Source organism: Microbispora sp. ZYX-F-249 (genome assembly GCF_039649665.1).
Classification (GTDB): Bacteria; Actinomycetota; Actinomycetes; order Streptosporangiales; family Streptosporangiaceae; genus Microbispora; species Microbispora maris.
In genome coordinates this window covers 407,888-429,368 of record NZ_JBDJAW010000002.1, presented here as the reverse complement: position 1 = coordinate 429,368, position 21,481 = coordinate 407,888, and the positions used below count along the sequence as shown (strand labels likewise).

General features: G+C 72.9%; 20 protein-coding genes. 9 read left to right on the top strand and 11 right to left on the bottom strand.

Annotated features, from left to right (window positions below; translation table 11 throughout):
• Positions 1 to 30: 30 nt before the first annotated feature.
• Positions 31 to 996 (bottom strand): TIGR03885 family FMN-dependent LLM class oxidoreductase, encoded by a 966-nt coding sequence (locus AAH991_RS04425; RefSeq protein WP_346224430.1) that lies wholly within the window; start codon positions 994 to 996, stop codon positions 31 to 33.
• Between the two features lie 277 nt (positions 997 to 1,273).
• Here AAH991_RS04425 and AAH991_RS04420 point away from each other — a divergent pair, with 277 nt between their 5' ends.
• The 4 genes from AAH991_RS04420 (at position 1,274) to AAH991_RS04405 (ending at position 5,363) form a co-directional block, all read left to right on the top strand.
• Positions 1,274 to 1,450: a hypothetical protein gene (locus AAH991_RS04420; RefSeq protein ID WP_346224429.1), complete on the top strand. Its 177-nt coding sequence runs from the start codon at positions 1,274 to 1,276 to the stop codon at positions 1,448 to 1,450.
• A gap of 178 nt (positions 1,451 to 1,628) precedes the next feature.
• Complete coding sequence (locus tag AAH991_RS04415) at positions 1,629 to 2,726, top strand: tetratricopeptide repeat protein (RefSeq protein WP_346224428.1); 1,098 nt, start codon at positions 1,629 to 1,631, stop codon at positions 2,724 to 2,726.
• Positions 2,723 to 3,844: a SagB family peptide dehydrogenase gene (locus AAH991_RS04410; protein ID WP_346224427.1), complete on the top strand. Its 1,122-nt coding sequence runs from the start codon at positions 2,723 to 2,725 to the stop codon at positions 3,842 to 3,844. Before AAH991_RS04415 ends, AAH991_RS04410 begins: the two co-directional genes overlap by 4 nt.
• Positions 3,845 to 4,124: 280 nt before the next feature.
• Complete coding sequence (locus AAH991_RS04405) at positions 4,125 to 5,363, top strand: putative hexosyltransferase (protein WP_346224426.1); 1,239 nt, start codon at positions 4,125 to 4,127, stop codon at positions 5,361 to 5,363.
• A gap of 54 nt (positions 5,364 to 5,417) precedes the next feature.
• On the opposite strand, the gene pntB is transcribed toward AAH991_RS04405, so the two are convergent.
• Positions 5,418 to 6,824: a Re/Si-specific NAD(P)(+) transhydrogenase subunit beta gene (pntB, locus tag AAH991_RS04400; protein ID WP_346224425.1), complete on the bottom strand. Its 1,407-nt coding sequence runs from the start codon at positions 6,822 to 6,824 to the stop codon at positions 5,418 to 5,420.
• 2 nt (positions 6,825 to 6,826) lie between these two features.
• Positions 6,827 to 8,383, bottom strand: a complete 1,557-nt coding sequence (locus AAH991_RS04395; protein ID WP_346224424.1) for a Re/Si-specific NAD(P)(+) transhydrogenase subunit alpha — start codon at positions 8,381 to 8,383, stop codon at positions 6,827 to 6,829.
• A gap of 432 nt (positions 8,384 to 8,815) precedes the next feature.
• Between AAH991_RS04395 and AAH991_RS04390 the strand changes: the two genes are divergently transcribed.
• Both AAH991_RS04390 and AAH991_RS04385 read left to right on the top strand, forming a co-directional pair.
• Positions 8,816 to 9,544, top strand: a complete 729-nt coding sequence (locus AAH991_RS04390) for an SAM-dependent methyltransferase (RefSeq protein ID WP_346224423.1) — start codon at positions 8,816 to 8,818, stop codon at positions 9,542 to 9,544.
• A 270-nt stretch (positions 9,545 to 9,814) separates the two neighbouring features.
• The gene (locus AAH991_RS04385; RefSeq protein ID WP_346224422.1) at positions 9,815 to 10,426 is read left to right on the top strand and encodes an FMN-binding negative transcriptional regulator; all 612 of its coding nucleotides are present in this window, start codon (positions 9,815 to 9,817) and stop codon (positions 10,424 to 10,426) included.
• A 135-nt stretch (positions 10,427 to 10,561) separates the two neighbouring features.
• Here AAH991_RS04385 and AAH991_RS04380 read toward each other — a convergent pair whose 3' ends face one another.
• Entirely contained in the window at positions 10,562 to 11,209 is a 648-nt protein-coding gene (locus AAH991_RS04380) for a hypothetical protein (protein ID WP_346224421.1), read from the bottom strand.
• A gap of 218 nt (positions 11,210 to 11,427) precedes the next feature.
• Between AAH991_RS04380 and AAH991_RS04375 the strand changes: the two genes are divergently transcribed.
• Complete coding sequence (locus tag AAH991_RS04375) at positions 11,428 to 12,519, top strand: winged helix DNA-binding domain-containing protein (RefSeq protein ID WP_346224420.1); 1,092 nt, start codon at positions 11,428 to 11,430, stop codon at positions 12,517 to 12,519.
• Between the two features lie 148 nt (positions 12,520 to 12,667).
• Here AAH991_RS04375 and AAH991_RS04370 read toward each other — a convergent pair whose 3' ends face one another.
• Both AAH991_RS04370 and AAH991_RS04365 read right to left on the bottom strand, forming a co-directional pair.
• The gene (locus AAH991_RS04370; RefSeq protein ID WP_346224419.1) at positions 12,668 to 13,423 is read right to left on the bottom strand and encodes an ABC transporter permease; all 756 of its coding nucleotides are present in this window, start codon (positions 13,421 to 13,423) and stop codon (positions 12,668 to 12,670) included.
• Between the two features lie 68 nt (positions 13,424 to 13,491).
• The gene (locus AAH991_RS04365; protein WP_346224418.1) at positions 13,492 to 14,250 is read right to left on the bottom strand and encodes an ABC transporter ATP-binding protein; all 759 of its coding nucleotides are present in this window, start codon (positions 14,248 to 14,250) and stop codon (positions 13,492 to 13,494) included.
• Positions 14,251 to 14,413: 163 nt separating this feature from the next.
• Between AAH991_RS04365 and AAH991_RS04360 the strand changes: the two genes are divergently transcribed.
• Together AAH991_RS04360 and AAH991_RS04355 are read left to right on the top strand one after the other, a co-directional pair.
• On the top strand, positions 14,414 to 15,571 hold the full coding sequence (locus tag AAH991_RS04360; protein ID WP_346224417.1) for a sensor histidine kinase: 1,158 nt from the start codon (positions 14,414 to 14,416) through the stop codon (positions 15,569 to 15,571).
• Positions 15,546 to 16,193, top strand: coding sequence for a response regulator (locus tag AAH991_RS04355; protein WP_346224416.1), 648 nt, complete (start codon positions 15,546 to 15,548; stop codon positions 16,191 to 16,193). Before AAH991_RS04360 ends, AAH991_RS04355 begins: the two co-directional genes overlap by 26 nt.
• A gap of 102 nt (positions 16,194 to 16,295) precedes the next feature.
• On the opposite strand, the gene AAH991_RS04350 is transcribed toward AAH991_RS04355, so the two are convergent.
• The 5 genes from AAH991_RS04350 to AAH991_RS04330 form a co-directional block, all read right to left on the bottom strand.
• Positions 16,296 to 17,270 (bottom strand): metallophosphoesterase, encoded by a 975-nt coding sequence (locus AAH991_RS04350; RefSeq protein WP_346224415.1) that lies wholly within the window; start codon positions 17,268 to 17,270, stop codon positions 16,296 to 16,298.
• Between the two features lie 84 nt (positions 17,271 to 17,354).
• Positions 17,355 to 18,338 (bottom strand): aldo/keto reductase, encoded by a 984-nt coding sequence (locus AAH991_RS04345; protein WP_346224414.1) that lies wholly within the window; start codon positions 18,336 to 18,338, stop codon positions 17,355 to 17,357.
• 17 nt (positions 18,339 to 18,355) lie between these two features.
• Entirely contained in the window at positions 18,356 to 19,393 is a 1,038-nt protein-coding gene (locus AAH991_RS04340; protein WP_346224413.1) for an NAD-dependent epimerase/dehydratase family protein, read from the bottom strand.
• Positions 19,394 to 19,572: 179 nt separating this feature from the next.
• Entirely contained in the window at positions 19,573 to 20,976 is a 1,404-nt protein-coding gene (locus AAH991_RS04335; protein WP_346224412.1) for an alpha/beta fold hydrolase, read from the bottom strand.
• Positions 20,973 to 21,371 carry a YciI family protein gene (locus AAH991_RS04330; RefSeq protein ID WP_346224411.1) on the bottom strand — a complete coding sequence of 133 codons (399 nt, stop codon included), beginning with the start codon at positions 21,369 to 21,371 and terminating at the stop codon, positions 20,973 to 20,975. Before AAH991_RS04330 ends, AAH991_RS04335 begins: the two co-directional genes overlap by 4 nt.
• Between the last annotated feature and the right edge of the window lie 110 nt (positions 21,372 to 21,481).

Genomic DNA, 21,481 nt, shown 5'->3' with positions numbered 1-21,481 from the left:
GGGCGGCGCCGGGGCGTCACGCCTCCGATATCACTCGCTGTGGCGCAGGTGGGGCAGGACCTTCGCGCCGAAGGTCTCGATGAACGGCAGCAGGTCCTGGCCCACGTGGTGCAGGTAGACGCGGTCGAATCCCAGGGCCGCGTAACCGCGCAGCCAGTCGATGTGCCGGTCGAGGTCGGAGGAGACGTTGACCACCGAGCGCACCTGTTCCACGGTCACGTGCTCGGAGACGACGTCGAAGTGTTCCACCAGCTCCAGGTCCCAGCTGACCGGCGGACCGAAGACGTTGCTGCGCCACTGGTCGTGGGCGATCGCCTCCGCCTCCTCCTCCGTCGGCGCCCAGCTCAGGTGGACCTGCAGGCAGACCGGGCCGCGCCCGCCCGCCTCCCGGTACGCCGCGATCATCTCGCGGAGGTGGTCCTCGGGGGCGTTGACCGTGATCAGGCCGTCCGCCCACTCCGCGCACCGGGCCGCCGTACGGGTGCTCACCGCCGCGCCGATGAGCGGGGGCGGCGTCCCGGGGCGGGTCCACAGCCGGGCGCGGTCCACGGTCACCAGGCCGTCACGGGTGACGTCCTTGCCGTCGAGCAGGTCGCGGATGACGTCCACGCACTCGCGCAGGCGGGCGTCGCGGATCTCCTTGCGCGGCCACGGCCCGCCGGTGATGTGCTCGTTGCTGTATTCGCCGCTGCCCAGCGCGGCCCAGAACCGGCCCGGGAACATCGCGCCGAGGGTTCCGATCGCCTGGGCGACGATCGCCGGGTGGTAGCGCTGCCCGGGCGCGGTCACGACGCCGAAGGTGAGTCCGGTGGCCTGCAGGGCGGCGCCGAGCCAGGACCAGGCGAAGGCGGACTGGCCCTGCCGCTCGCTCCAGGGGGAGAAGTGGTCGGAGCACATGGCAGTGCCGAAACCGGCGCGTTCGGCGGCGACCATCGCGGTGAGGAGATCGGCGGGCGGGATCTGCTCGTGGGAGGCGTGGATTCCATACTCCGTCATGCGAGACGCGGCTACCCAGCGAAGCGACGGCCAACCTCGGCCCCTGCTGCGTCCCCCCGGATCGTCGCGTCCCCGGCGGCGGGCATCGGACGGGGTGAGAGGCGTATGACCAGAACTCCGGTGATTTCGCCGCAGACTGGATATGGCTTGACGATCTTTCCTCTTGGGATCGTACGTGCGTCAGAGCCTGAGCAGCGGGTGCTGCCATGGTGATCCCCGCTCCGGTGGCGAGGTCGTACGGCCGCCGTCACGGGAGCTCGTGAAAGGAGCGACACCCATGTCCCAGAGCACGCCGGAAGTATTCGAGGCGCACGAGGACGCTTACGCCATGCCGGACTCCGCGCTGACCTACAACCACAACGAGAGCGCGGTGTTCGAGGTCCGCGAGGACGCCTACAGCACGCCGGACGCCGCGCTGACCTACAACCACAACGAGATCCTCATCGAGGCGTGAGGCCGTGACGGGCCCGGAACGCGCGCGTCCGCGTGATGCTCCAGGCCCGTCGTGACGCCGTGTGCGTCCGCCCCGGGGTTCCGGGGAGCCCCGGAGCGGACGCCGTGGCGGCGGAACGCTGGGGGAATCCGGGGGGCACGACCGACCCCGGTGTGGCGAGAAGGTTCGGGAGGCGTTGGTGAGTGACAGGGCGGATCCCGGCTCCGCCGCAAGGAAGCCGACGGCGGCGGAACTGCTGCGGCACGGCGTGAAGCGACGCGGCGAGAACGACTTCACGGAGGCGGAGCGCGCATTGCGGGCCGCCGTCGCCAAGGCCCGGCGTGACGACCAGACCCGGCGCGTCGACCCGGTACGGCGTGAGGACCGGGTCGACGCGCCGTACCCATTACGGCGCGTCGACGGCCTGGCGGGGCTACGGATCCGTGCCCAGATCGAGTTGGCCACCCTGTGGCGCATGCGCGGCGACTACCGCAGGGCAGGGCTGCTGTTCGCCCTGACTCTCCCCGCGGCGGAGCGGACCTTCGGCCCGCGATCGGTGGAGGTGGCAGCGCTCTGCAACGAGTGGGGCGTGCTGGGCAAGTACACAGGCCGCTTCCGGCAGGCCGAGGCCCTGTACCGGCGCGCTCTCGGGATTCTGGAGGAGGCGCACGGCCCCGAGCACGAGGACGTGGCCACGGTCTGTCACAACCTGGGCGGGCTCGCTCACGCGCGCGGCGACCACGAGGCGGGCGAGCCGTGGGCCCGGCGTGCGACGCGGCTGCGGGCCCGGCTCCTCGGCGGGCGGCATCCGAGGGTGGCCGCGGACCTCGCCGCCTGGGCCGCGCTCGTGGACGGTTGCGGGCGCCCCGCCGAGGCCGAGACGCTGCTCCGGGACGCCCTGGCCGTCTGCGAGGCGGCGTACGGCCCGGAACACCACGACGTCGCCGCCGCGCTGCACAACCTCGCCGCCCTGGCACACCGGCGGGGGGACCTGGACGAGGCGCGGGCCCGCTACACGCGCGCACTGGCCGTCAAGGACGCGGTTCTGGGTCCGGGGCATCCGGAGTCGGCCATCACCCTGATCAACCTCGGCGCACTGCACCGCGCCCGCCGCCGGCCCGACCAGGCGGAGGCCTGCTACGGACGGGCGATCGAGGCGCTGCGGCGGGCGGCGCCGGACCATCCGCACCTGGCGGCGGCCCGGCGCGGCCTGGCGGCCGCCCGCGCCGAACTGCCGCCCGCGGACGTGGAGCCGCGCCGGCCGACCGCCCCCACCCGAGAAGAGACGCCATCGTGAACGTCCGCCTGTCCGCCTGCGGCGCCCTGCTCTGGGACGCCGGCCAACTGGTCTGGGACGACTACCTCGACCATCGACAGTTCGCCCTCGCCGACGGGGTCGAGCGGGTGCTGCGCTGGTTCGCCGGTTTCCGCCCGCTCGACTCCGTACGGGAGATGACGGACGATCCCGGCGAGGCCGACCACTGGCACAAGATCGCCGCCGTCCTGGCGGACAACGACGTCCTGATCACCGAGAACGGTCCCCGCCATCAACGCGAACAGGCCATCGAACAGGCCTGGCGGCCGTGGGGGCCCCTGGCCCGCGCCTACCACTTCTCCAGTCGTTCCCACGCGGGCACCGCCATGCGCACGGCCGAACAGGACAACGAGGAGCTCGAAGCCAAGGTCCTCACCGACCCGCCGCCGCCGGCGTTCTGGTCCCTGCCCGCCGTCTCCCGCCACGCGCTGCCCGACGCCGATCCCGCTGTCTGGCGTCACCGCGACCTGATCGACGTGCTGCACCGGCGCCGCAGCCGCCGCTGCTTCGGCGGCACGGCGCTGCCGCTGGACGTCGTCGCCGCCCTGCTCAAGACCGCCGCCGGACCTCTGCCGAGGGCCGACGGCCCCCTGACCCAGGCGGGCGTCACCCTCGACCCCGGCGGCGTGCTGACCGACTCCTGGCAGCGGGTGTTCAAGACCAGCCCGTCCGGCGGCGCCCGCCATCCCACCGAGGTCTACCTGTACGCCCGCGATGTCGAGGGCCTCGCCCCGGGCGCCTATCACTACGCCGCGGCCGACCACAGCCTCGAATACCTCGGCCGCCGACTCGACGACGAGCGGCTGGTGGCCGCGGCCGGCGACCAGGACTGGGTCGCGGGCGCCGGAGCGCTGATCTTCTACACCAGCGTGATCGCCCGCAACCAGTGGAAGTACACCTTTCCCCGTGTCTACAGGGCGCTGCTGATGGACGTCGGTCACCTCAGCCAGACCGTCTACCTGCTGGCCACCGCGGCCGGCCTGCACATCACGTTCACCGCGGCCCTCCGCGACCAACTCGTCGAAGAGCTCCTCGGGTGCGATCCCGCCGGCCATCTGGTCATCGGCACCTCCGTCATCGGCACCGCGCCCGCCCGCTGACCGGTACCCGCCTGTCCGGGACTCCCGGCGGCTGCAACTTTCACGCGAGTCGCCGGTCGCTCCGGCTCGTGCCGGCGTGACTGCGCAGGTCAGTGTGCGGCGCACGTGCGGGTGCGGTCGCCGGGCGGGCGGCGCCCTGGCGCCGCCCCCGCGGCTCTTGACACCATCCCTGGGTCACGGGGGTGGCCGCCGTCCGCCCGTACGGGCAGTGGCCCGTGCCGGCGGCCAGGAGGGCGCACGGCGGGGCGGGCGGGTGCGCGACGAGAGGGGAGGGCGTCAGGTGACGGCTGCCGTCCAGGAGTCCGGCCGCGACCCCGAGCGCGGGGAGCGGACCGGGCCGGATGAGAAGGCTCCCGTCCCGGAACCCCGGGAGAGCCCCGAGCCCCGGGAGACGTCCGAATCCCCGGAGCCGCTGAGGAAGAGCGCCACGGTCCGGGACGCGCTGCTGCTGTGGGTGGGCACCAGGGCGGGTCTGCTCCTCCTGGCGCTCTACGGCGCACTGATCGTGTCCGGTCAGAGCCACGCCCCACTGCTGGAGCGGTGGAAACACTGGGACGTCGGCCTGTTCCGGAAGATCGCGGAGTTCGGGTACGACGGCGACCCGAACCTGGAGCCCGACCCCGGGCTGCCGGCCATCTTCCCCGGCATGCCGCTGGCGATGCGCCTGGTGCACCTGGTGGCCGGCGACTGGATCCTGGCCGGCCTGATCATCTCGTTCGTGGCCGGCGCGGTGGCCGTGGTGGCGCTGGCCCGGCTCGCCGACGTCGAGGGGCCCGCCGGCGCGGGCCGCTGGGCCGTCCTGGCACTGCTGCTGTGCCCGCCCGCCGTCTTCCTGTTCGCCGGTTACTCCGAGGCGCTGTTCCTCGCCTTCGCGCTGCCCGCCTGGCTGGCGGCCCGCCGCCGTGCCTGGCCGCTGGCCTGTGTCCTGGCCGCCGGCGCGTCCTGCGTACGGATCACCGGCCTGTTCCTGGCCGTCGCGCTGATCGTCGAGTTCGCCGTGAGCCGTATCCGGAGGGACGGCTGGGCGGGCTGGCGGCGGGGAGCCTGGCTGGCGCTGCCGTTCGCGCCCCTCCTGGCGTACGCCGCCTACCAGCACTCCCGCACCGGCGACTGGCTGGCCTGGAACAACGCGCAGCAGACCGGCTGGGGGCGGAAACCGGTCTGGCCCTGGGAGGCGTTCCGCACCACCTGGGACTCGACCGGTGGTGACGAAGGGTTCGGGCCGATGTTCCGGCTCGAGATCGCGGCGGCGATCGTCGGAGTGCTGCTCCTCGTCTGGCTGCTCGTCGCCCGCCGCTGGGCCGAGTTCGTCTACGTCGGGCTGCAGCTGGGCGCGCTGGTCACCTCCACGTTCTACATGTCGATCCCCAGGTCGGCGCTGCTGTGGTGGCCGCTGTGGGTGCTCATCGGCCGGGCGGGCGCTCGCCACCGATCGGTGATCATCGTCTACGCCACCGTGATCGGGCCGCTCATGGTGGCGATGACGTTCTCGTTCCTCAACAGCTCCTGGACCGGCTGAGCCGCCCGGTCGTCCGGCCGCGCGCAGCGCCGAGGCGGCCCGGGGGCGACGGCGTCAGAGGGCGGCCACGATCTCCTCGACGCGTTGCCTGGCGTCGCCGAAGAGCATGCTGGTGTTGTCGCGGAAGAACAGGGGGTTCTGCACTCCGGCGTACCCCGTGGCCATCGACCGCTTGAAGACGACGACGTTGTCCGCCTCCCACACGCGCAGGACGGGCATCCCGGCGATGGGGCTGTCCGGGTCCTCGACGGCCGCGGGATTGACGGTGTCGTTGGCGCCGATGACGAGGACGACCGACGTGGTGGCGAAGTCGTCGTTGATCTCGTCCATCTCGAGGACGATGTCGTACGGCACCTTGGCCTCGGCGAGCAGCACGTTCATGTGCCCCGGCAGGCGACCGGCGACCGGATGGATGCCGAACCTCACCTCGACGCCGCGCTCCCGCAGCCTGCGGGTGAGCTCGGCGACGGGGTACTGCGCCTGCGCGACCGCCATGCCGTACCCGGGGGTGATGACGACGGACTTGGCCTCCTTCAGCAGGCCGGCGGTGTCGACGGCGGTGATCTCCCTGTGCTCGCCGTAGTCGCGGTCGCCGGCGGGGCCCGCCTCGATGCCGAAACCCCCGGCGATCACCGAGATGAACGACCGGTTCATCGCCTGGCACATCACGTACGACAGGTAGGCGCCGGACGAGCCGACGAGGGCGCCGGTGACGATCAGCAGGTTGTTGTCGAGCAGGAACCCGGACGCCGCGGCCGCCCAGCCCGAGTAGCTGTTCAGCATCGAGACGACGACGGGCATGTCCCCGCCGCCGATGGAGGCGACCAGATGCCAGCCGAGCAGCAGCGCGACGACCGTCAGCGCGAGGAGGATCCCGAGACCGGGGGAGGCCACGAAGACCACGGTCAGGACCGCGAACGCCGCGAGCGCACCCAGGTTCAGGGCGTTCTTGCCCGGCAGCGTCATCGGGCGGGAGTCGATCCGGGCCGACAGTTTGAGGAACGCGACGACCGACCCGGTGAACGTGAGCGCCCCGATGAACACGCCGATGGACACCTCGGCGTGGTGGACGCCCAGCAGCGAGCCGGGGACCTCCGCCTGCGCCCCGCCGCCGTTCTCGACCTCCAGGAAGCCGTTCCAGCCGACCAGGACGGCGGCGAGGCCGACGAAGCTGTGCAGGATCGCGATGAGTTCCGGCATGGCGGTCATCTCGACGATCCGGGCCCGCCAGAGCCCGATCGCGGCGCCGATCGCCATGGCGGCCGCGAGCAGGATCACCGCGAGCGTTCCGCTGCCGTCGGCGGCGAGGACGACCGTCGCGGCCAGTGCGATGACCATGCCGGAGATGCCCGAGGCGACGCCGGAGCGGGCGGTCTCGTGCTTGGACAGGCCGGCGAGGCTGAGGATGAACAGGAGGGCGGCGACGATGTAGGCGGCCTGCGCGGCCGAGGCGAGGGTCACGGTCAGCTCCTCGTGAACATGCCGAGCATGCGGCGGGTCACGGCGAAGCCGCCGACGATGTTGACGCTCGCCAGCAGGATGGCGACGAACGACAGGACGGCGACGACCGTGCCGCCCTGCCCGATCTGGAGCAGCGCGCCGACGACGATGATTCCGGAGACGGCGTTCGTGATCGACATCAGCGGCGTGTGCAGCGCGTGGTGGACGTTGCCGATGACGTAGAAGCCGATCACTATCGACAGGACGAAGACGGTGACGTGCTCGATCAGCGCGTTCGGCGAGAACGCGGTCAGGACGAACAGCGCGGCGGCGACGGCGGCGGTGACCAGATGGCGTCGCCGTCCGGGCGACGGGGCCGGCGGGCTCGCGGCGGGAGCGGGCGGCGTCCCCCGCGCCGGGGCGGGGGCGGCGGGGACGGCGCTCACCGGCACGGGCGGCGGCGGCCAGGTCTTCTCACCGTCGCGGACGACGGTCATCGCGCGCTGCACGACGTCGTCGAAGTCCAGCACGAGCCGGCCGTCCTCGCCGGGGGTGAGCAGCTTCATCAGGTTGACGACGTTGGTGCCGTAAAGCTGCGAGGCCTGCGCCGGCAGCCGTCCCGCGAGGTCGGTGTAGCCGATGATTGTCACCCCGTTCCCGGTGACGACCGCCTCGCCCGGACGGGTGCCTTCGACGTTCCCGCCCTGCGCGGCGGCCATGTCGACGACCACGCTGCCCGGGCGCATGCGCGCCACGTGCTCGGATGTGAGCAGCCGCGGGGCGGGACGCCCGGGGATCAGGGCGGTGGTGATGACGATGTCCACCTCGGCGGCCTGCTCGGCGTACATCTCGGCCGCGCGGCGGTCGTAGTCCTGCGAGGTCTGCCTGGCGTACCCGTCCGCGCTCGACTCCTGCGCGACGCCGACGTCGAGGAACTCCGCGCCCAGCGAGCGCACCTGCTCGGCCACCTCCGGACGCGGGTCGGTCGCCCGTACGATCGCGCCCAGGCTGGCCGCCGTGGCGATGGCCGCCAGCCCCGCCACGCCCGCGCCCGCCACCAGGACCTTGGCCGGGGGGACCTTCCCCGCCGCGGTCACCTGACCGGTGAACAGCCGCCCGAACGCGTGCGCGGCCTCGATGACGGCGCGGTAACCGGCGATGTTCGCCATCGAGCTCAGCACGTCGAGCGCCTGGGCGCGGGAGACGCGCGGCACGGCGTCCATCGCGAGGACGGTGATCGGCCGTCGCGCGAGCGTGTCCACCAGGCCGGCGTTGGCCGCCGGACCGATCAGCGAGACGAGCGTGGCGCCCTCGCGCAGCGCCGTGATCTCGTCCGCCGCCGGGGCGTTCACCTTGAGCACGACATCGGCGCCCCACGTCTCCTCGCGGTCGCCGATCCGCGCCCCGGCCCGCTCGTACGCGTCGTCGGTGAAGCCCGACCGCCGGCCGGCGCCCGATTCGACGATCACCTCGTAGCCGAGCGAGACCAGCTGCGGGACGGTGGCCGGGGTGGCCGCCACGCGTGTCTCGCCCGGCGCCGATTCGGCGACCACGCCCAGGCGTTGCGCTGAGTGACTCATCACGGTCCTTCCTGTCGGGCGGGTCGTCGGGTGGGCCGACCCTGCGGTGGCCGTCGTCCTCCGCTCACTCGTGGGTCGCGGTGGTACGGACGGCACGCCTCGCGCCGCCGTCCGGGCGGCGGTGAAAGGGATGCGATTCGATGCGACTGGCGAGGAAATTGTCCCGACTTCTCTGCCTGCGGATCAAGGCATGCCCGCCGGTGGTTCGTCGCCCGGTGATGCCTGCTCGGCATGATCCGCGCGTCGCGCGCGTTCCGCCGCCGGGCGTCGTGCCCCGGGGGCCCGCGCGTGTCGCGGACACGGCACGCCCGGGCGTTCCCGGCAGCTGCACGTTTCATCCCGGTCACCCGCCGCCCCGGCACCCGTCACCGGGACCCTGGCGCGCGAATAAAGCAGATGCGGCCTGTTTCGCGCCCCTGGCAGGATGACGCGGTGGATCGACAACTGCTCAGCGCCATCGCCCATCGTGACCATCCCATCGCCGCGCCCGTATCTGAGGCGTCCCTCGATCGGCTGCTGCGCCGCGCGGCGCTGCCGGAGGAGGCCCGCATCCTCGACCTGGGCTGCGGCGAGGGCGAGTGGTCGCTCCGGGCGCTCGAACTCCACCCGTCCGCCCGGGCCGACGGCGTCGACATCTCGCCGCACGCCGTGGCCGCCGCGAGCGAGGCGGCCGTGCGGCGGGGGCTGGCCGACCGGCTGACGCTGCACACGATGTCCGCCGACGCCTTCACCGCCGCCCGGCCGTACGACCTGGGACTGTGCGTGGGCTCGACGCACGCCTTCGGCGGGCTGACGGAGACGATGGAGGCTCTCGCCCGGTTCGTACGGCCCGGCGGCCTCGCGCTCGTGGGGGAGGGGTACTGGGAACGGCCTCCAACACCCGAGGTCCGCGAGGCGATCGGCGACTACCCGGATCTCGCGGGCACGGTGGAGGCCGCCGAGTCCAAAGGATGGCTGTCCGTCTACGCCCACGTGAGCGACCTGGCGGAGTGGGACGAGTACGAGTGGTCGTGGACCGGCACGCTGGCGCGCTGGGCCGCGGACAACCCCGGCCCCGACGGGGACCGGGCGCTCGCCGTGATGCGGGAGCACCGCGACATGTGGCTCGGCGGCTACCGGGGCGCCCTCGGATTCGTCACCCTGCTCCTGCGGCGCGTGTGAGCCCAGCCCTCAGCCGTCGGCGCCGCGGTGCAGGTCCCTCATGTACCGGCCGATTCCCGGCAGCCTGCGAGCCGCCTCGTTCCAGTCGTAGACGTCATCTCCTCCGGCGGGCCTTGTGCCAGCCGACCCCGCAGCCATTCGAAGCGGGCCCGCTTCCGCTCGGTCTCCCAGGCGGACTGTTCGATCAGACGCCAGAATCGGTCGATGTCCACCAAGGTGATCATGGCAGGGGCTTCTGGGGGAACGGACGGCTCTGCGTACAGTTAGGGGGTGCTCATCCATCCCTGGGACGCGGCCCCGGACGAGGAGGCGCTGGCCTTCGTCCGCGCGAACGAGTTCGGCCACCTCATCGCGTCCGGACGCGACCGTGACGTGCCGGTGGTCGTGCCCACGCAGTTCCTCCTTGCCGACGCGTCCACGATCCTGCTGCACCTCGCCCGGCCGAACCCGGTCTGGCCGGCGATCGAAGAGAACCCGGCCGTGGTGATGGCGGTGGCCGGTGACTGGGCGTACGTCGAGGGCGCGTGGAAGGCGCTGCCGGGCACCGACGAGGATCCCCGGCTCGGCGTCCCCACGACGTACTACGCCGCCGTCCAGCTGGTCTGCCACGCGGAGATCGTCGACGATCCCGACGGGAAGCTCGGCATCCTGCGGGCCCAGCTCGCGCGGCTGGACCATGATCTGGCCGACCCCGCCGAGCACTACCGTCGCCTGCCGGGCATCCGCGGCCTGCGGCTGGCGGTCCAGAAAATCAACGGCAAGTTCAAGTACGGCGGGAACGTCGACGAGGCCCACCGCCGGTACGTCGCGGAACGCCTCGCGGAGCGGGGCGGCCCCGGCGACCGCGCCGCCCGCGACCACCTGCTGCGCGGGCTCGGCTGACCCCACGCCGATCAGGCTGGTCGCGGCCCGGGCACGTCTTCGGACGCCACCCGTACGGTGGTCTCCGAAGCCGGAGGCAGGGCACTGCGGCTCCGGTGACGAGCCGTCCCCGGACCGGTGGGGGCGTGCGGCATGTCAGGCGTCCCCGATCAGCGCGAAGGCGAACGCGAGACGCCGGTCCAGCCATTCCTTGCGGATCCTGACGTGGGCGCTGCCCTCCGACCTCATCACGATCTCCGCACCGGACCGCCATTCGAGCGAACGCGGCCCCCCGCCCCGGTCGGACAGATCCGAGCCGGCGAGCAGGCCGTCGAGGGCCCCGTGCAGCAACCGTTCGGCCGCCCGCCCGGCGACGTCCTTGAGGCTGCCGCTCACCCATTCGTTGCGCCCCGTGATCTCCGGGTGTCCCGGCTGCTCGATCCGCCACGTGTGCCGGAAGGGACGTTTCGGCGGGATCCGCTTCACGGTGCCGATGACCCGGCCCTGGCCGTCGTGCACGACGTGGTGGCGTTCCCCGTAGACCTCCCGGGGAGCCGCGACGTAACACAGCAGGCGCCGCTGGGCGGCGTCCTCGAAGAGGGTCAGCTCCGGAGCGGCGGGCAGAGCCTGGAGCTGCCCCGAGGCGACGTATGCGCATGGGGCGAAGACCCTGTCGGACTTCCCTCCGCGGGGCACTCGTACCGCAAGCGCCCCCTGGCTCGCCGTCCTGCGCCTGGACGTCTCCGGGCGTTCCACCCTGGTCACGACGAACTCCCAGACATTGGTCCACGCGACGGGTTCCACCGGCGGCTCATCGGCTTTCCTGGTCCTGCCGAGCGCCACGGCCGCCTCCTGATTTCCTGATCTTGCAGCAGGCGACAACTCTAGCCGCGGGTCTTCATCCGCCGCCGGCTTCGAGAATCGGCGCTACCCGGTCGGGGAGACCGTGCGCCCGGGCCCCAGGCGCGGGAGGGCATGTCATCGGTGCGCGGCTTGTCGTACCCGGGGTGTAGAAGTGTGACGTGGTTGCTGAGACGACGTGGGCGCAGGTGCTCGCCTGGAGGCTGAGACGGCAGTTCGTCGAGCCCGCGAGCGGTGACGACGCGGTGGCGATCACGCGGCGTCTGTGCGGGGTGCAGGCCCAGGTGGCCTCGTCGGCGGCGCTGGCCGTCGCCGTACGGCACGCGAGCCCGCGCCCCGGAGAGATCGAGGACGCCCTGTGGCGTGACCGCACGCTGGTCAAGACCTGGACGATGCGCGGCACGCTCCACCTCCTTCCCGCCGACGAGTTCCCCGCCTACCGCGCGGCCCTCGGGTCGCTCAGGTTCTGGGAGAAGGCCTCCTGGCAGCGTGGCCACGGAGTGTCCGCCGGGGAGATCGAGGCCGTCGTGGAGGCCGTTCCCCGTGCGCTGTCCGGCCGGGTGCTGAACCGGGAGGAGCTGGTCGAGGCGGTCATCGAGGTGACCGGGGACGCCCACCTCAGACAGGCCCTCACATCCGGCTGGGGCGCGCTGCTCAAGCCGCTCAGCTTCCTGGGCGAGCTGTGCTACGGCCCGCCGCGGGACGGCAGGGTCACGTTCACCGCACCCGCCGGCTGGCTGCCGGGCGGGGGAGAGTCGCTCTCGGCGGAGGAAGGGGGAGTGCGGGTGCTCCGCGCCTTCCTCGGCGCCCACGGCCCGGCCACTCCCCGGATGTTCGACGCCTGGCTGTTCCGCGGCGCCACGCCGAAGACCGTCCTGCGCGGCTGGTTCCGGGATCTGGAGCCCGAGCTGGCGCAGGTCGAGGTGGAGGGCGAGCCCGCCGTGCTGCCCGCGGAGCTTCTGGACGACCTGCTGGCCTGCCCGCCGTCCGAGGACGTGCATCTGCTGCCCGGCTTCGACCAGTTCATCCTGGGTGCGCCGCGCGACCTGGAACCGCTCCTGCCGAAGGCCGCGCGGCCCAAGGTGAGCCGGACGGCCGGATGGATCTCGCCCGTGGTCATCCACCGGGGCCGGGTGGCGGGCGTGTGGGAGGCCAAGGAGGGGCGTCCGGTCGTCGAGCTGTTCGAGCCGGTGCCGGAGCGCCTCCTGGCCGCGGAGACCGACCGCGTGGCCATGCTCCTCGATCGGCTCTAAAGGCACGCGTCACCGGTACCCGGCCTTGCGGGCCGGCGCGCGCCTCGTCACCCGTGGGCTCTGCGGGCCGGCGCACTCCGTCACCTGTGCTCGCCCCTGCGGGCCGGCCCACCTCGCCGGCCCGGCCCCCGTCGCGGGCGTGCCCGGGTCAGGTCACCTCCTTGCGGAGCACGCGGACCAGGCCGGCGGCCATGGGAAGGACGATCCAGAAGGCGATCGACGTCGCCAGCCGGGCGACCTCGATCCAGGTCATGTCGCCGCTCACCAGGGAAGCGGCGGTCGTGTTGAGGTCGAGCCATCCGGCGATCCCCGCGCCGACCGAGCTGAGATTGCCGAGGACATTCCACAGCATCGGAGTCGACAGGTTGACCACGATCGCGGCGGGTGCGTTGAGGAACAGCGCGCCGAGGGCGAGGCCCGCCGCGGTCACGAGGACGTTCGCCCCGGTCCAGCCGAGCAGCCAGAAGGGCTGGAGGTCCCAGGAGGCGGGCGTGTTCCGGACCCCGGCCACGACGGCCGTGACCGGCACCGCGACCAGCATGGCGAACAGCGAGAGCGCCACCGCCGTGAGCAGGGGCGGCAGGCACTTGGCGGCGAGGACGCGATGGCGGCGTGGTTCGAGCACGAAGGTGGTCAGCGCCGTGCGATGCGCCCACTCGCCGGTCACCGTGAGGATGGCGAGCACCGGAAGCAGGGTGGCGAGGCTCATCGCGGCCGTGGCCGCGAGGGTCTGCAGCTTCGGACCGACGACGGCGCCGCGCGCCACGACGGACGCGACCACCAGCCCGACCATGATCAAAGCGATGATCTTGCCGCTGCGGGTGTCGGCGAGCTTGCGGGCTTCTACGACGAGCAGTCTGTGGAACGGAATCGTGGTGGCGGCGGTCAAGGTGTCGGCAGTCATGGCGTCGTCCTTCGTGACGGGGCTCGGCCCGGCCTCCGTGATGTCGTCCGGATGGTGCGTCGCGCGGGTCATGCGGCGCCCCGGCCCGCGTCGGTGCCGGGAGACGCGTCGGCGCCCGTGCTCCTCCGGTCGGCGTACGCGGTCAGTTCGAGGAAAGTCTCCTCGAGGCCGCGCCCCCGGCTCAGCTCGCCGACCGTGCCCTGCGCGAGCACGCGTCCACGGCCGATCATCACGATGTGGTCCGCCACCTGCTCCACCTCGTGCAACAGGTGCGAGCTGAGCAGCACGGCGCATCCGGCGTCGGCGAGGTCGCGCAGCAGACGGCGCATCCAGTGGATGCCCTGGGGGTCGAGGCCGTTGGCCGGCTCGTCCAGGACGAGCACCTCGGGCGCGCCGAGCAGGGCGTGCGCGATGCCGAGCCGCTGGCGCATCCCGAGTGAGTAGCCGCGGATCGTCCGCCGGCTCTCCCGCTCGGTCAGGCCCACGAGGTCGAGGACCTCGCCGACCCGCGACTTCGGCAGTCCGAGGGTCATCGCACCGAGCGTCAGGACCTCCCTGCCGGTGCGGCCCGGGTGCTGGGCCCCGGCGTCGAGCAGGGTGCCGGCCCGCAGGCCCGGGCAGGCCATCTCGGCGTACGGCCGGCCGAGCACGGTCGCCGAACCGGAGGAGGGGCGGGCGAGCCCCACCAGGATGCGCAGGGCCGTCGACTTGCCGGCGCCGTTCGGCCCGAGGAAGCCGGTGACGCTCCCGGCCCCGACGGTGAAGGTCACGTCGTCGAGCGCCTTCACCTTTCCGTAGGTCTTGCTGACATGGTTGAACTCGATCACGCGGTCCAGTCCACCGTCCGCGCCGGCGCCGCCGCATCGGACCGGGGTCCGCCGCGCTCGGACGCCGGGCCCCACCCTGGGCGCACGGGCGATACCCAGGGCTGTCCACAGGTCGACCCAGGTCGCTAAGACCTGTGCACGGTGGTCCCTAAGCTGTGGAGCTGTGGACGGCCGACCGGGTAACCAGCCGCCCCTGGACAGGCGCGGCGTCGCGCTGCGCTACCTGTGCGCCGTGCCGATAGTGGCCTGGCTCATCCTGAGCGACGGCCAGCCGCTCATGCGGACGCTGATCGACACGGGGCTGGCCCTCATCGGGCTCGTCCTGATGCGGTGGCGGCGACGATGGCCGTGGCGGATCGCCCTGGCGACCGCCCTGCTGACCGCGTATTCGGCCTCGGCGATCGGTCCCGCCTGGGTCGCGTACGTCTCCCTGGTGACCCACCGTCGATGGAGCCGGATCGTTCCGGTCGCGGCCCTGTCCGCGGCGTGCCTGCTCGTCAGGGGGGCGCTGGACGGCGTCACCCAGACGGTGATCATCGCCTGGGTGATGGAGGTGATGGCTCTCGGCGGGCTGACCGTGTTCGGCCTCTACCTGCGGGGACGCCGCGACCTGGAGCAGTCCCTGCGCGAGCGGGCGCGGGCCGCCGAGCGTGAGCAGCGGCAGCGGATCGACCAGGCGCGGCTGGCGGAACGGGTGAAGATCGCCCAGGAGATGCACGACGTGCTCGCGCACCGGATCTCCCTGCTGGCGATGCTGGCCGGCGGCCTGGCCTACCGGACGGACCTCGGCCCCGAGCAGACGCGCGAGGCCGCGCTGGCCATCCAGGAGAACGCGCACCAGTCGCTCAACGAGTTGCGCACGGTGCTGCGCACGCTCCGCGACGACGGCGCCGTGGAGGCGCCGCAGCCCAATCTGGCCCATCTGGACGCGTTGTTCGCCGAGGTCCGCGCGGCCGGTCAGCGGGTCGACGTGGACGACGGCATCGACGGCCGGGAGTCGCTGCCCGCGCAGACGGGCCGGCACGCGTACCGGATCGTGCAGGAGGCGCTGACCAACGCGCGCAAGCACGCGCCGGGCGCCCGGGTCACCGCCGAGCTCGGCGGACGGCCGGGGGAGGACCTGCGGATCCGGGTGACGAACCCCGCGCGCCCCGGCTCGGCCCCCGGTCCGGGGGGAAGGCTGGGCCTGGTGGGCCTGGCGGAGCGGACGAGGATGGCCGGCGGAACCCTCAGCCATACGATCGAGGACGGGCGGTTCATCCTCGATGTCCGATTGCCATGGGAGGCTGTGGAGCGTGACCCGGCTGGTGATAGTGGATGACGACGCGATGGTGCGGACGGGGCTGCGTCTCATCCTCGGCGGCGAACCCGACTTCGACCTCGCCGGCGAGGCCGAGGACGGGCTGCGCGCCATGGAGGTCGTCCGCGAGCTGCGCCCGGACGTGGTGCTGCTGGACATCCGGATGCCCAACCAGGACGGGCTGGTCACCACCGAGCTGTTGCGGGCGCAGCCGGGCCCGCCGCGGATCCTCGTGCTCACCACGTTCGACGCCGACGACATGGTGCTTCGGGCCCTGCGGCTCGGCGCCGACGGCTTCCTGCTGAAGGACACCCCGCCACCCCGGATGATCGAGGCGGTCCGCGCCGTGGCGAAGGGCGAGCCCGTGCTGTCGCCGAGCGTCGCCCGGCAGGTGATCGCCGCGGCGACCGGCGGGTCCGGGCCGGCCCTCCCGGTGGCGAAGGAGGAACTGGCCCGGCTCACCGAGCGGGAGCTGGAAGTCGCGGTCGAGGTGGCGAACGGCAGGTCGAACGCCGAGATCGCCGAGCGTCTCTACATGAGCGTCGCCACCGTGAAGGCGAACATCACCAGGATCTTCGCCAAGCTCGGCGCGGACAACCGGGTCCAGGTGGCGATGAAGGTGCGTGACGCCGGTCTCCTGTGAGCGCCGCTCCCCGGGACGCGTCCACGCCCGGTCTCCTCCGGACCGGCCGGGGAGAGCGCGACGTGGCGCCGGCGTGCGGTGAGTGTCATCGGCGGGCGGAGGTCAGGCCCCGGGCACCGTCTGGGGCTGCCAGGAGAAGACGGCCGGCGTCCTGGGGTCGGCCGTGACCCGCAGCCACTGGCTCGCGGTGGAGCCGAAGGTCTCCAGCCTGGTCAGGTTCGACACCCCGGCATACCCGGGCTCGACCTCGTAGACGTGCTCGTCGCCGTGCACGAGCAGCACCGGCCTGCCGTACGCGCGGGCCTGGGCGACGACGCGGGCGCGGATGTCGGCGAAGCCGGGGGTCTGCACGGGCTCGGCCTGCATCATGAGCAGGACGCCGGGCGCGTGGGTGCGGCGGGCCCGCTCGAACGTCGCGTCGATCCAGTCCAGCGCCGCGTCCCTGCGTGCCTCGAACTCCGCCGTCCGCAGGCCGGGACGGTCCCCGCCGGGGAGCTCGGACCAGGGCTGCAGGTCGTTGTCGCTGCCCACGACGTGGACGGTGGAGAACACGACGCGCCCCTTGGTGAACAGCACGTTCTCCCGGTAGTCACGGTGGCGCCGGTCCGCGGCCTGCGACAGCACCGGCATCGGGTGACGGCCGAGCGTGCGGCCGGGCACCGGGTAGAACACGCGGCGGACCGCGTCGAGGCGCTCGGTGGGCAGGTAGCCTCCCGCGGCGGCGCGGTGGCAGTCGGTCCACTCGTTGTCGCCCGGCGTCAGCACGAAGGGATCGGCGAAGGTGCCGAACAACGCGGCGAGGTCGGCGAAGCGGGCGTCGTCGCAGGTGGTCGAGCCGTTCTTCACGTCGCCCGCGTGCAGCACGAACCGTACGCCGGGGTCGGAGTCGATCACGTCGACCAGGGCGGGGAACCGGGCCCGCTGGTCGTCGCCGTACGGCGTGTCGCCGATGAGGGCGAAGGTCACCGCCGGCCCCTTGCCGGAGCCCGCCGGTGCGGGGGCGGCCAGTGCGGGCGGTGCGACTACGGCGGCGAGCGACGCGGCGAGAGCGGCCGCCGCGAGGAGGGTTTTGCGCATGGCCCAGTCTTCGCGGACCCGGACGACGGAGCGATGACGGCAGGCCGGCTCCTGGCGGAACCCTGACCGACAACCGGGAGGCGATCAGTCCAGCCAGGCGGCGGGAGAGGGCAGGTGCCGGTCGAGTTCGTCCCACAGACCCGGCGGGATCGGGGTGGCGGCGAGGCGCAGCGTCTCCTCGAGCCGCCCGGGTTCCGAGACGCCGACGATGGTGGAGGCGATCCTGGGGTCGCGCAGCGAGAACTGCAGCGCGGCGGCGGCGAGGGGCACACCGTGGGCGTCGCACACCCCGCGCATGGCGCGGACCGCGTCCCGGACCGGCTCGCCGGTGTCCCGGTAGGCGTAGCGGGGCTGGGCGTCGGGTCCCTTGACCAGCATCCCGCCGCCGTACGGCGCGCCGTTGACGAAGGCGACGCCGCGCTCGCGGGCCTCGTCGAGCAGCGGGCCGGCCTCGCGGTTCACCAGAGTCCAGCGATTGTGGCTGATCACGGCGTCGAACGCGCCGGTCGCGACGTATCTGCGCAACAGGCCGACCGGGCCGCCCGCGATGCCGATGTGGCCGGCGACGCCGGCGTCCCGCAGCGCGACCAGCGCCTCCACCGCCCCGCCGGGGGCCATGGCCTCCTCGAACGTGATGTGGAACTCGGGATCGTGCAGGTACAGCAGCGGCACGTGGCCGACGCCGAGCCGTTCCAGGCTCTCCTCGGCCGAGCGGCGCACGCGCTCGCCGGAGAAGTCGCCGGTTTCCGGGTCCGCGTCGACCTTGGTGGCGAGGACGAACCCGGCGGGGACGCCGCCGCGGTGGCGGACCACGGCGCCGATGCGCCGTTCGGCGCTGCCGCCGCCGTAGTTGTTGGAGGTGTCGAGGAAGTTGAAGGGCCCGTCGAACACGGCCTCCACGGTGGCCCGCGCGCGTTCCTCGCCGACCTCGTACCCGTACAGTCCCGGCATGCTCGCCAGGGGACTGGTGCCGACGCATATCGGCGTCACCGCCAGGCCGGTGCGCCCGAACGGCCGGCGCATCGCCGGGTCCGGGACCGTCAGGTCGTCACGGGCGTCGTGGGGCATCGGGATGCGTCCTTCCGTCACGAACCGTCGGCGGTGTCCGGTGCCAGCCGTGCCACGGCGGCCGCGGCGAGGCGATGTCCTTCGGCCAGCCGGGCCAGCACCGCGTCGGTCGCGGCGTCGGGCAGGGTCTCCTCCGGATGGGCGGACCGCCGGGCGTGCAGCCGCCTGGCCCCTTCCGCCCACGTGACGACCGGCCGGAACGACGGGACGAACCGCCTGATCTTCGTGGTGTCGAACACCGCGGTGTGCTGGAGGTCGCCGACGATCAGGTCGGACCAGAACCAGTCCGGCGCGACGATCGGCAGGAACTCCGCGGGCAGGTGGAGGAGCCGGGCCCGCGTCCCGGCCGTGCGCCCGACGACCTCGTAGATCTCGTTCCAGGTGAGCGCCTCGCCCGAGGTGATGTGGAAGTCCTCGCCGACCGCCTGCCAGGCGCCGACGAGGCCCACCAGGCCGATCGCGAAGTCGTCCGCGTGCGTCAGCGTCCACAGGCTGGTGCCGTCGCCGGGCACCACGATCTCCTCACCCCGCGCGACCCGGTCCCACGCCGTCCACTCGCCCGGAAGCGGCGGATGCGCGTCGTCGTAGGTGTGCGAGGGGCGCACGATCGTGACGGGGAAGTCACGCTCCTCGTAGGCGCGGCGCAGCACGTCCTCGGCCGCGATCTTGTCCCTGGCGTACGCGAGGTAGGGGTTGCGCCGGGTGGTCGACTCCGTGAACGGCGCCCGCCGCACCGGCTTGTGGTAGACGGAGGCGCTGCTGATGTAGACGTACTGGCCGGTGCGGCCGTCGAGCAGGTCCACCCTGGCCGCCGCGTCCTCGGCCGTGTAGCCGAGGAAGTCGACGACGCAGTCGTACGCGCTCCCGGCCAGGGCCCGGCGGAGCGCGTCGCGGTCCCGTACGTCGGCGGTGAGCGTCGTGACCCCGTCGGGCAGCGGACGGCGCCGGGCGGTGTGGCCCCGGTTGAGCACGTGGACGTCGAGACCCCGGCGCGCCGACTCGGCCACGCAGGCCGAGCTGATCGTCCCGGTGCCGCCGATGTAGAGGACCTTCACACGGACTCCGAATGGTGGGATCGCGGACGAGCCGTGCGGTGCCCGGTCCGCGCGGGATATCGGCCGCCCAGAAAATTTTCGATTTCCGGACGAAAACTGTCAGACTGCGGCAGCAACCTAGAGCGCGGCGTCATCCCACGTCAAGAGCGCCGCCGCCCATGGGCGGGCCGGTCGCGGGTTCAGGTCGCCAGAAGTTCGCGGATCCGGGTGGCGTACGCGCGGGGGTGGGTCGTGTTGCCGTTGTGCCCGCCGGGGAACTGCCTCGCCTCGACGCCGAGAAGCGCCGCGAGCTCCTGTGCGCACCGGTAGTCGAAGACGTGCCGGGGCGTGGTGCGGCCGAAGGCCGGGACGACGCGGACGGCCGTGTCCCCGAGCGCGGCGACGTCCAGCGTGTCGCGGGCGATCGCGGTGAAGTCGTTGCGGATGAAGAAGTCGAAGCCGGCCCGCCGCCGGTCGTCGAGGGGCCGTGGGGTCAGGCCGGGCTCGGTGTCCTGGGCGACGGGGTCGATGCCCAGCGTTTCGGCGATCCTGACGAACGCGTCGGCGAGGCCGCGCGCACGGTAGAGGTCCTGCAGTTCCTCCAGTTCGCGTACGTGCCGGAGCCGTTCGGCGGCGGGCAGGAGCGAGGGGGCGACCGGCTCGTGCGCGATCAGGGTGCCGAGCCGTCCCGGATGTGCGACGGCCAGGTGCAGCCCGATGGCGGCGCCGAAGCTGCATCCGAGCATGTGCGCCGGCCGGTCGGTCACGGCGGCGAGGAGGCGATGGACGTCGTCGACGTGGTCGGCCATGGTCGCGCCCCGGCCGGGGTCGTCGATGACGCTGCGGGACAGGCCGCGGCGGTCGTAGGTGACGACGGTGTGATCGGCGGCGAGATGGCGGACCAGGTCGGCGGTCCGGTCCGCGTCCCCTTCACCGCTCTGCGAGATGAGGAGCACGGGGCCGGCGCCGCGCACCTCGTAGTAGACGGTGGCGCCGCTGGCGGCGTACCCCTCGTTGAAGATCAGATAGAGCACGTGCAGCACGGCGGCGAGCCGCTCGGCGCGTTCGCCCGGGTCCGGCATGCGGAACGGCACGCGCGAGGCCCTGATGCGCTGCTTGGCCCGGCTGATCCGCTGCGCCATCGTCGCCTCGGGCACCATGAAGGCCCTGCCGATCTCGGCCGTGGTCAGCCCGCCGACGGCGCGCAGGGTCAGGGCGATGGCGGACGCGGGCGTCAGCGCGGGGTGGCAGCTCAGGAACAGCATGACGAGCGTGTCGTCCCCGTCCGTCCCGAGCGCCCGGTCGGCGGCCGGGGAGATCCAGTGGTCGGCGGGCGACCGCGCGACCACGAGTTCCTCGCGGCGGCGGCGCGCCTGCTCGCCCCGCACCTGCTCGATCATTCGCCGGTACGCGACCTGGACGAGCCAGCCCTTCGGGTTGTCCGGCACGCCCTCGGCGGGCCACTGGGCGAGGGCGTCGAGCATCGCCTCCTGGACCGCGTCCTCGGCCGCGTCGAAGTCGCCGAACCTCCGGGTGAGCACGCCGGCGACCTGCGGCGCCAGCGGGCGCAGCAGGTCGTCGACGGGCGGGTGCGCGGCGGTCACAGTTCCTGCGGCGGGGCCGCCATCACCTGCCGCACCTCGATGGGCATGTTGAGCGGCTCGCCGTTCGGGCCGGGCGCGGCCGAGATGTGGCCCGCCAGCTCGTACGCCCGCTCCGGGCCCTCGCAGTCGATGATCCAGTAACCGACCAGGAACTCCTTGGTCTCGGGGAAGGGGCCGTCGGTGACGACGGGGACGCCGCCCTCTCCGGCCCGCACGATCCGCGCCTGGTCGGGCATCGCCAGCCCCTGCGCGTCGACGAACTCGCCGGCCTCGACGAGCCCGCGGTTGACGTCGCCCATGAACTCGATGTGCGCCTTGACGTCCTCCGGCGACCAGGTGTCGATCGGGGCGATGTCGCTCTGCGGGCCGAACTGCATCAGCAGCATGTACTTCATGTTCCGCTCCTCCTGCCGCCCGCCCCTCGTGGGCGCGCTCACCCCTGGGTAGAAGCAGGCTCCCCGATTCTCGACATCCTCCCCGCGGAAATCTCGAAAAATCTTCCGCG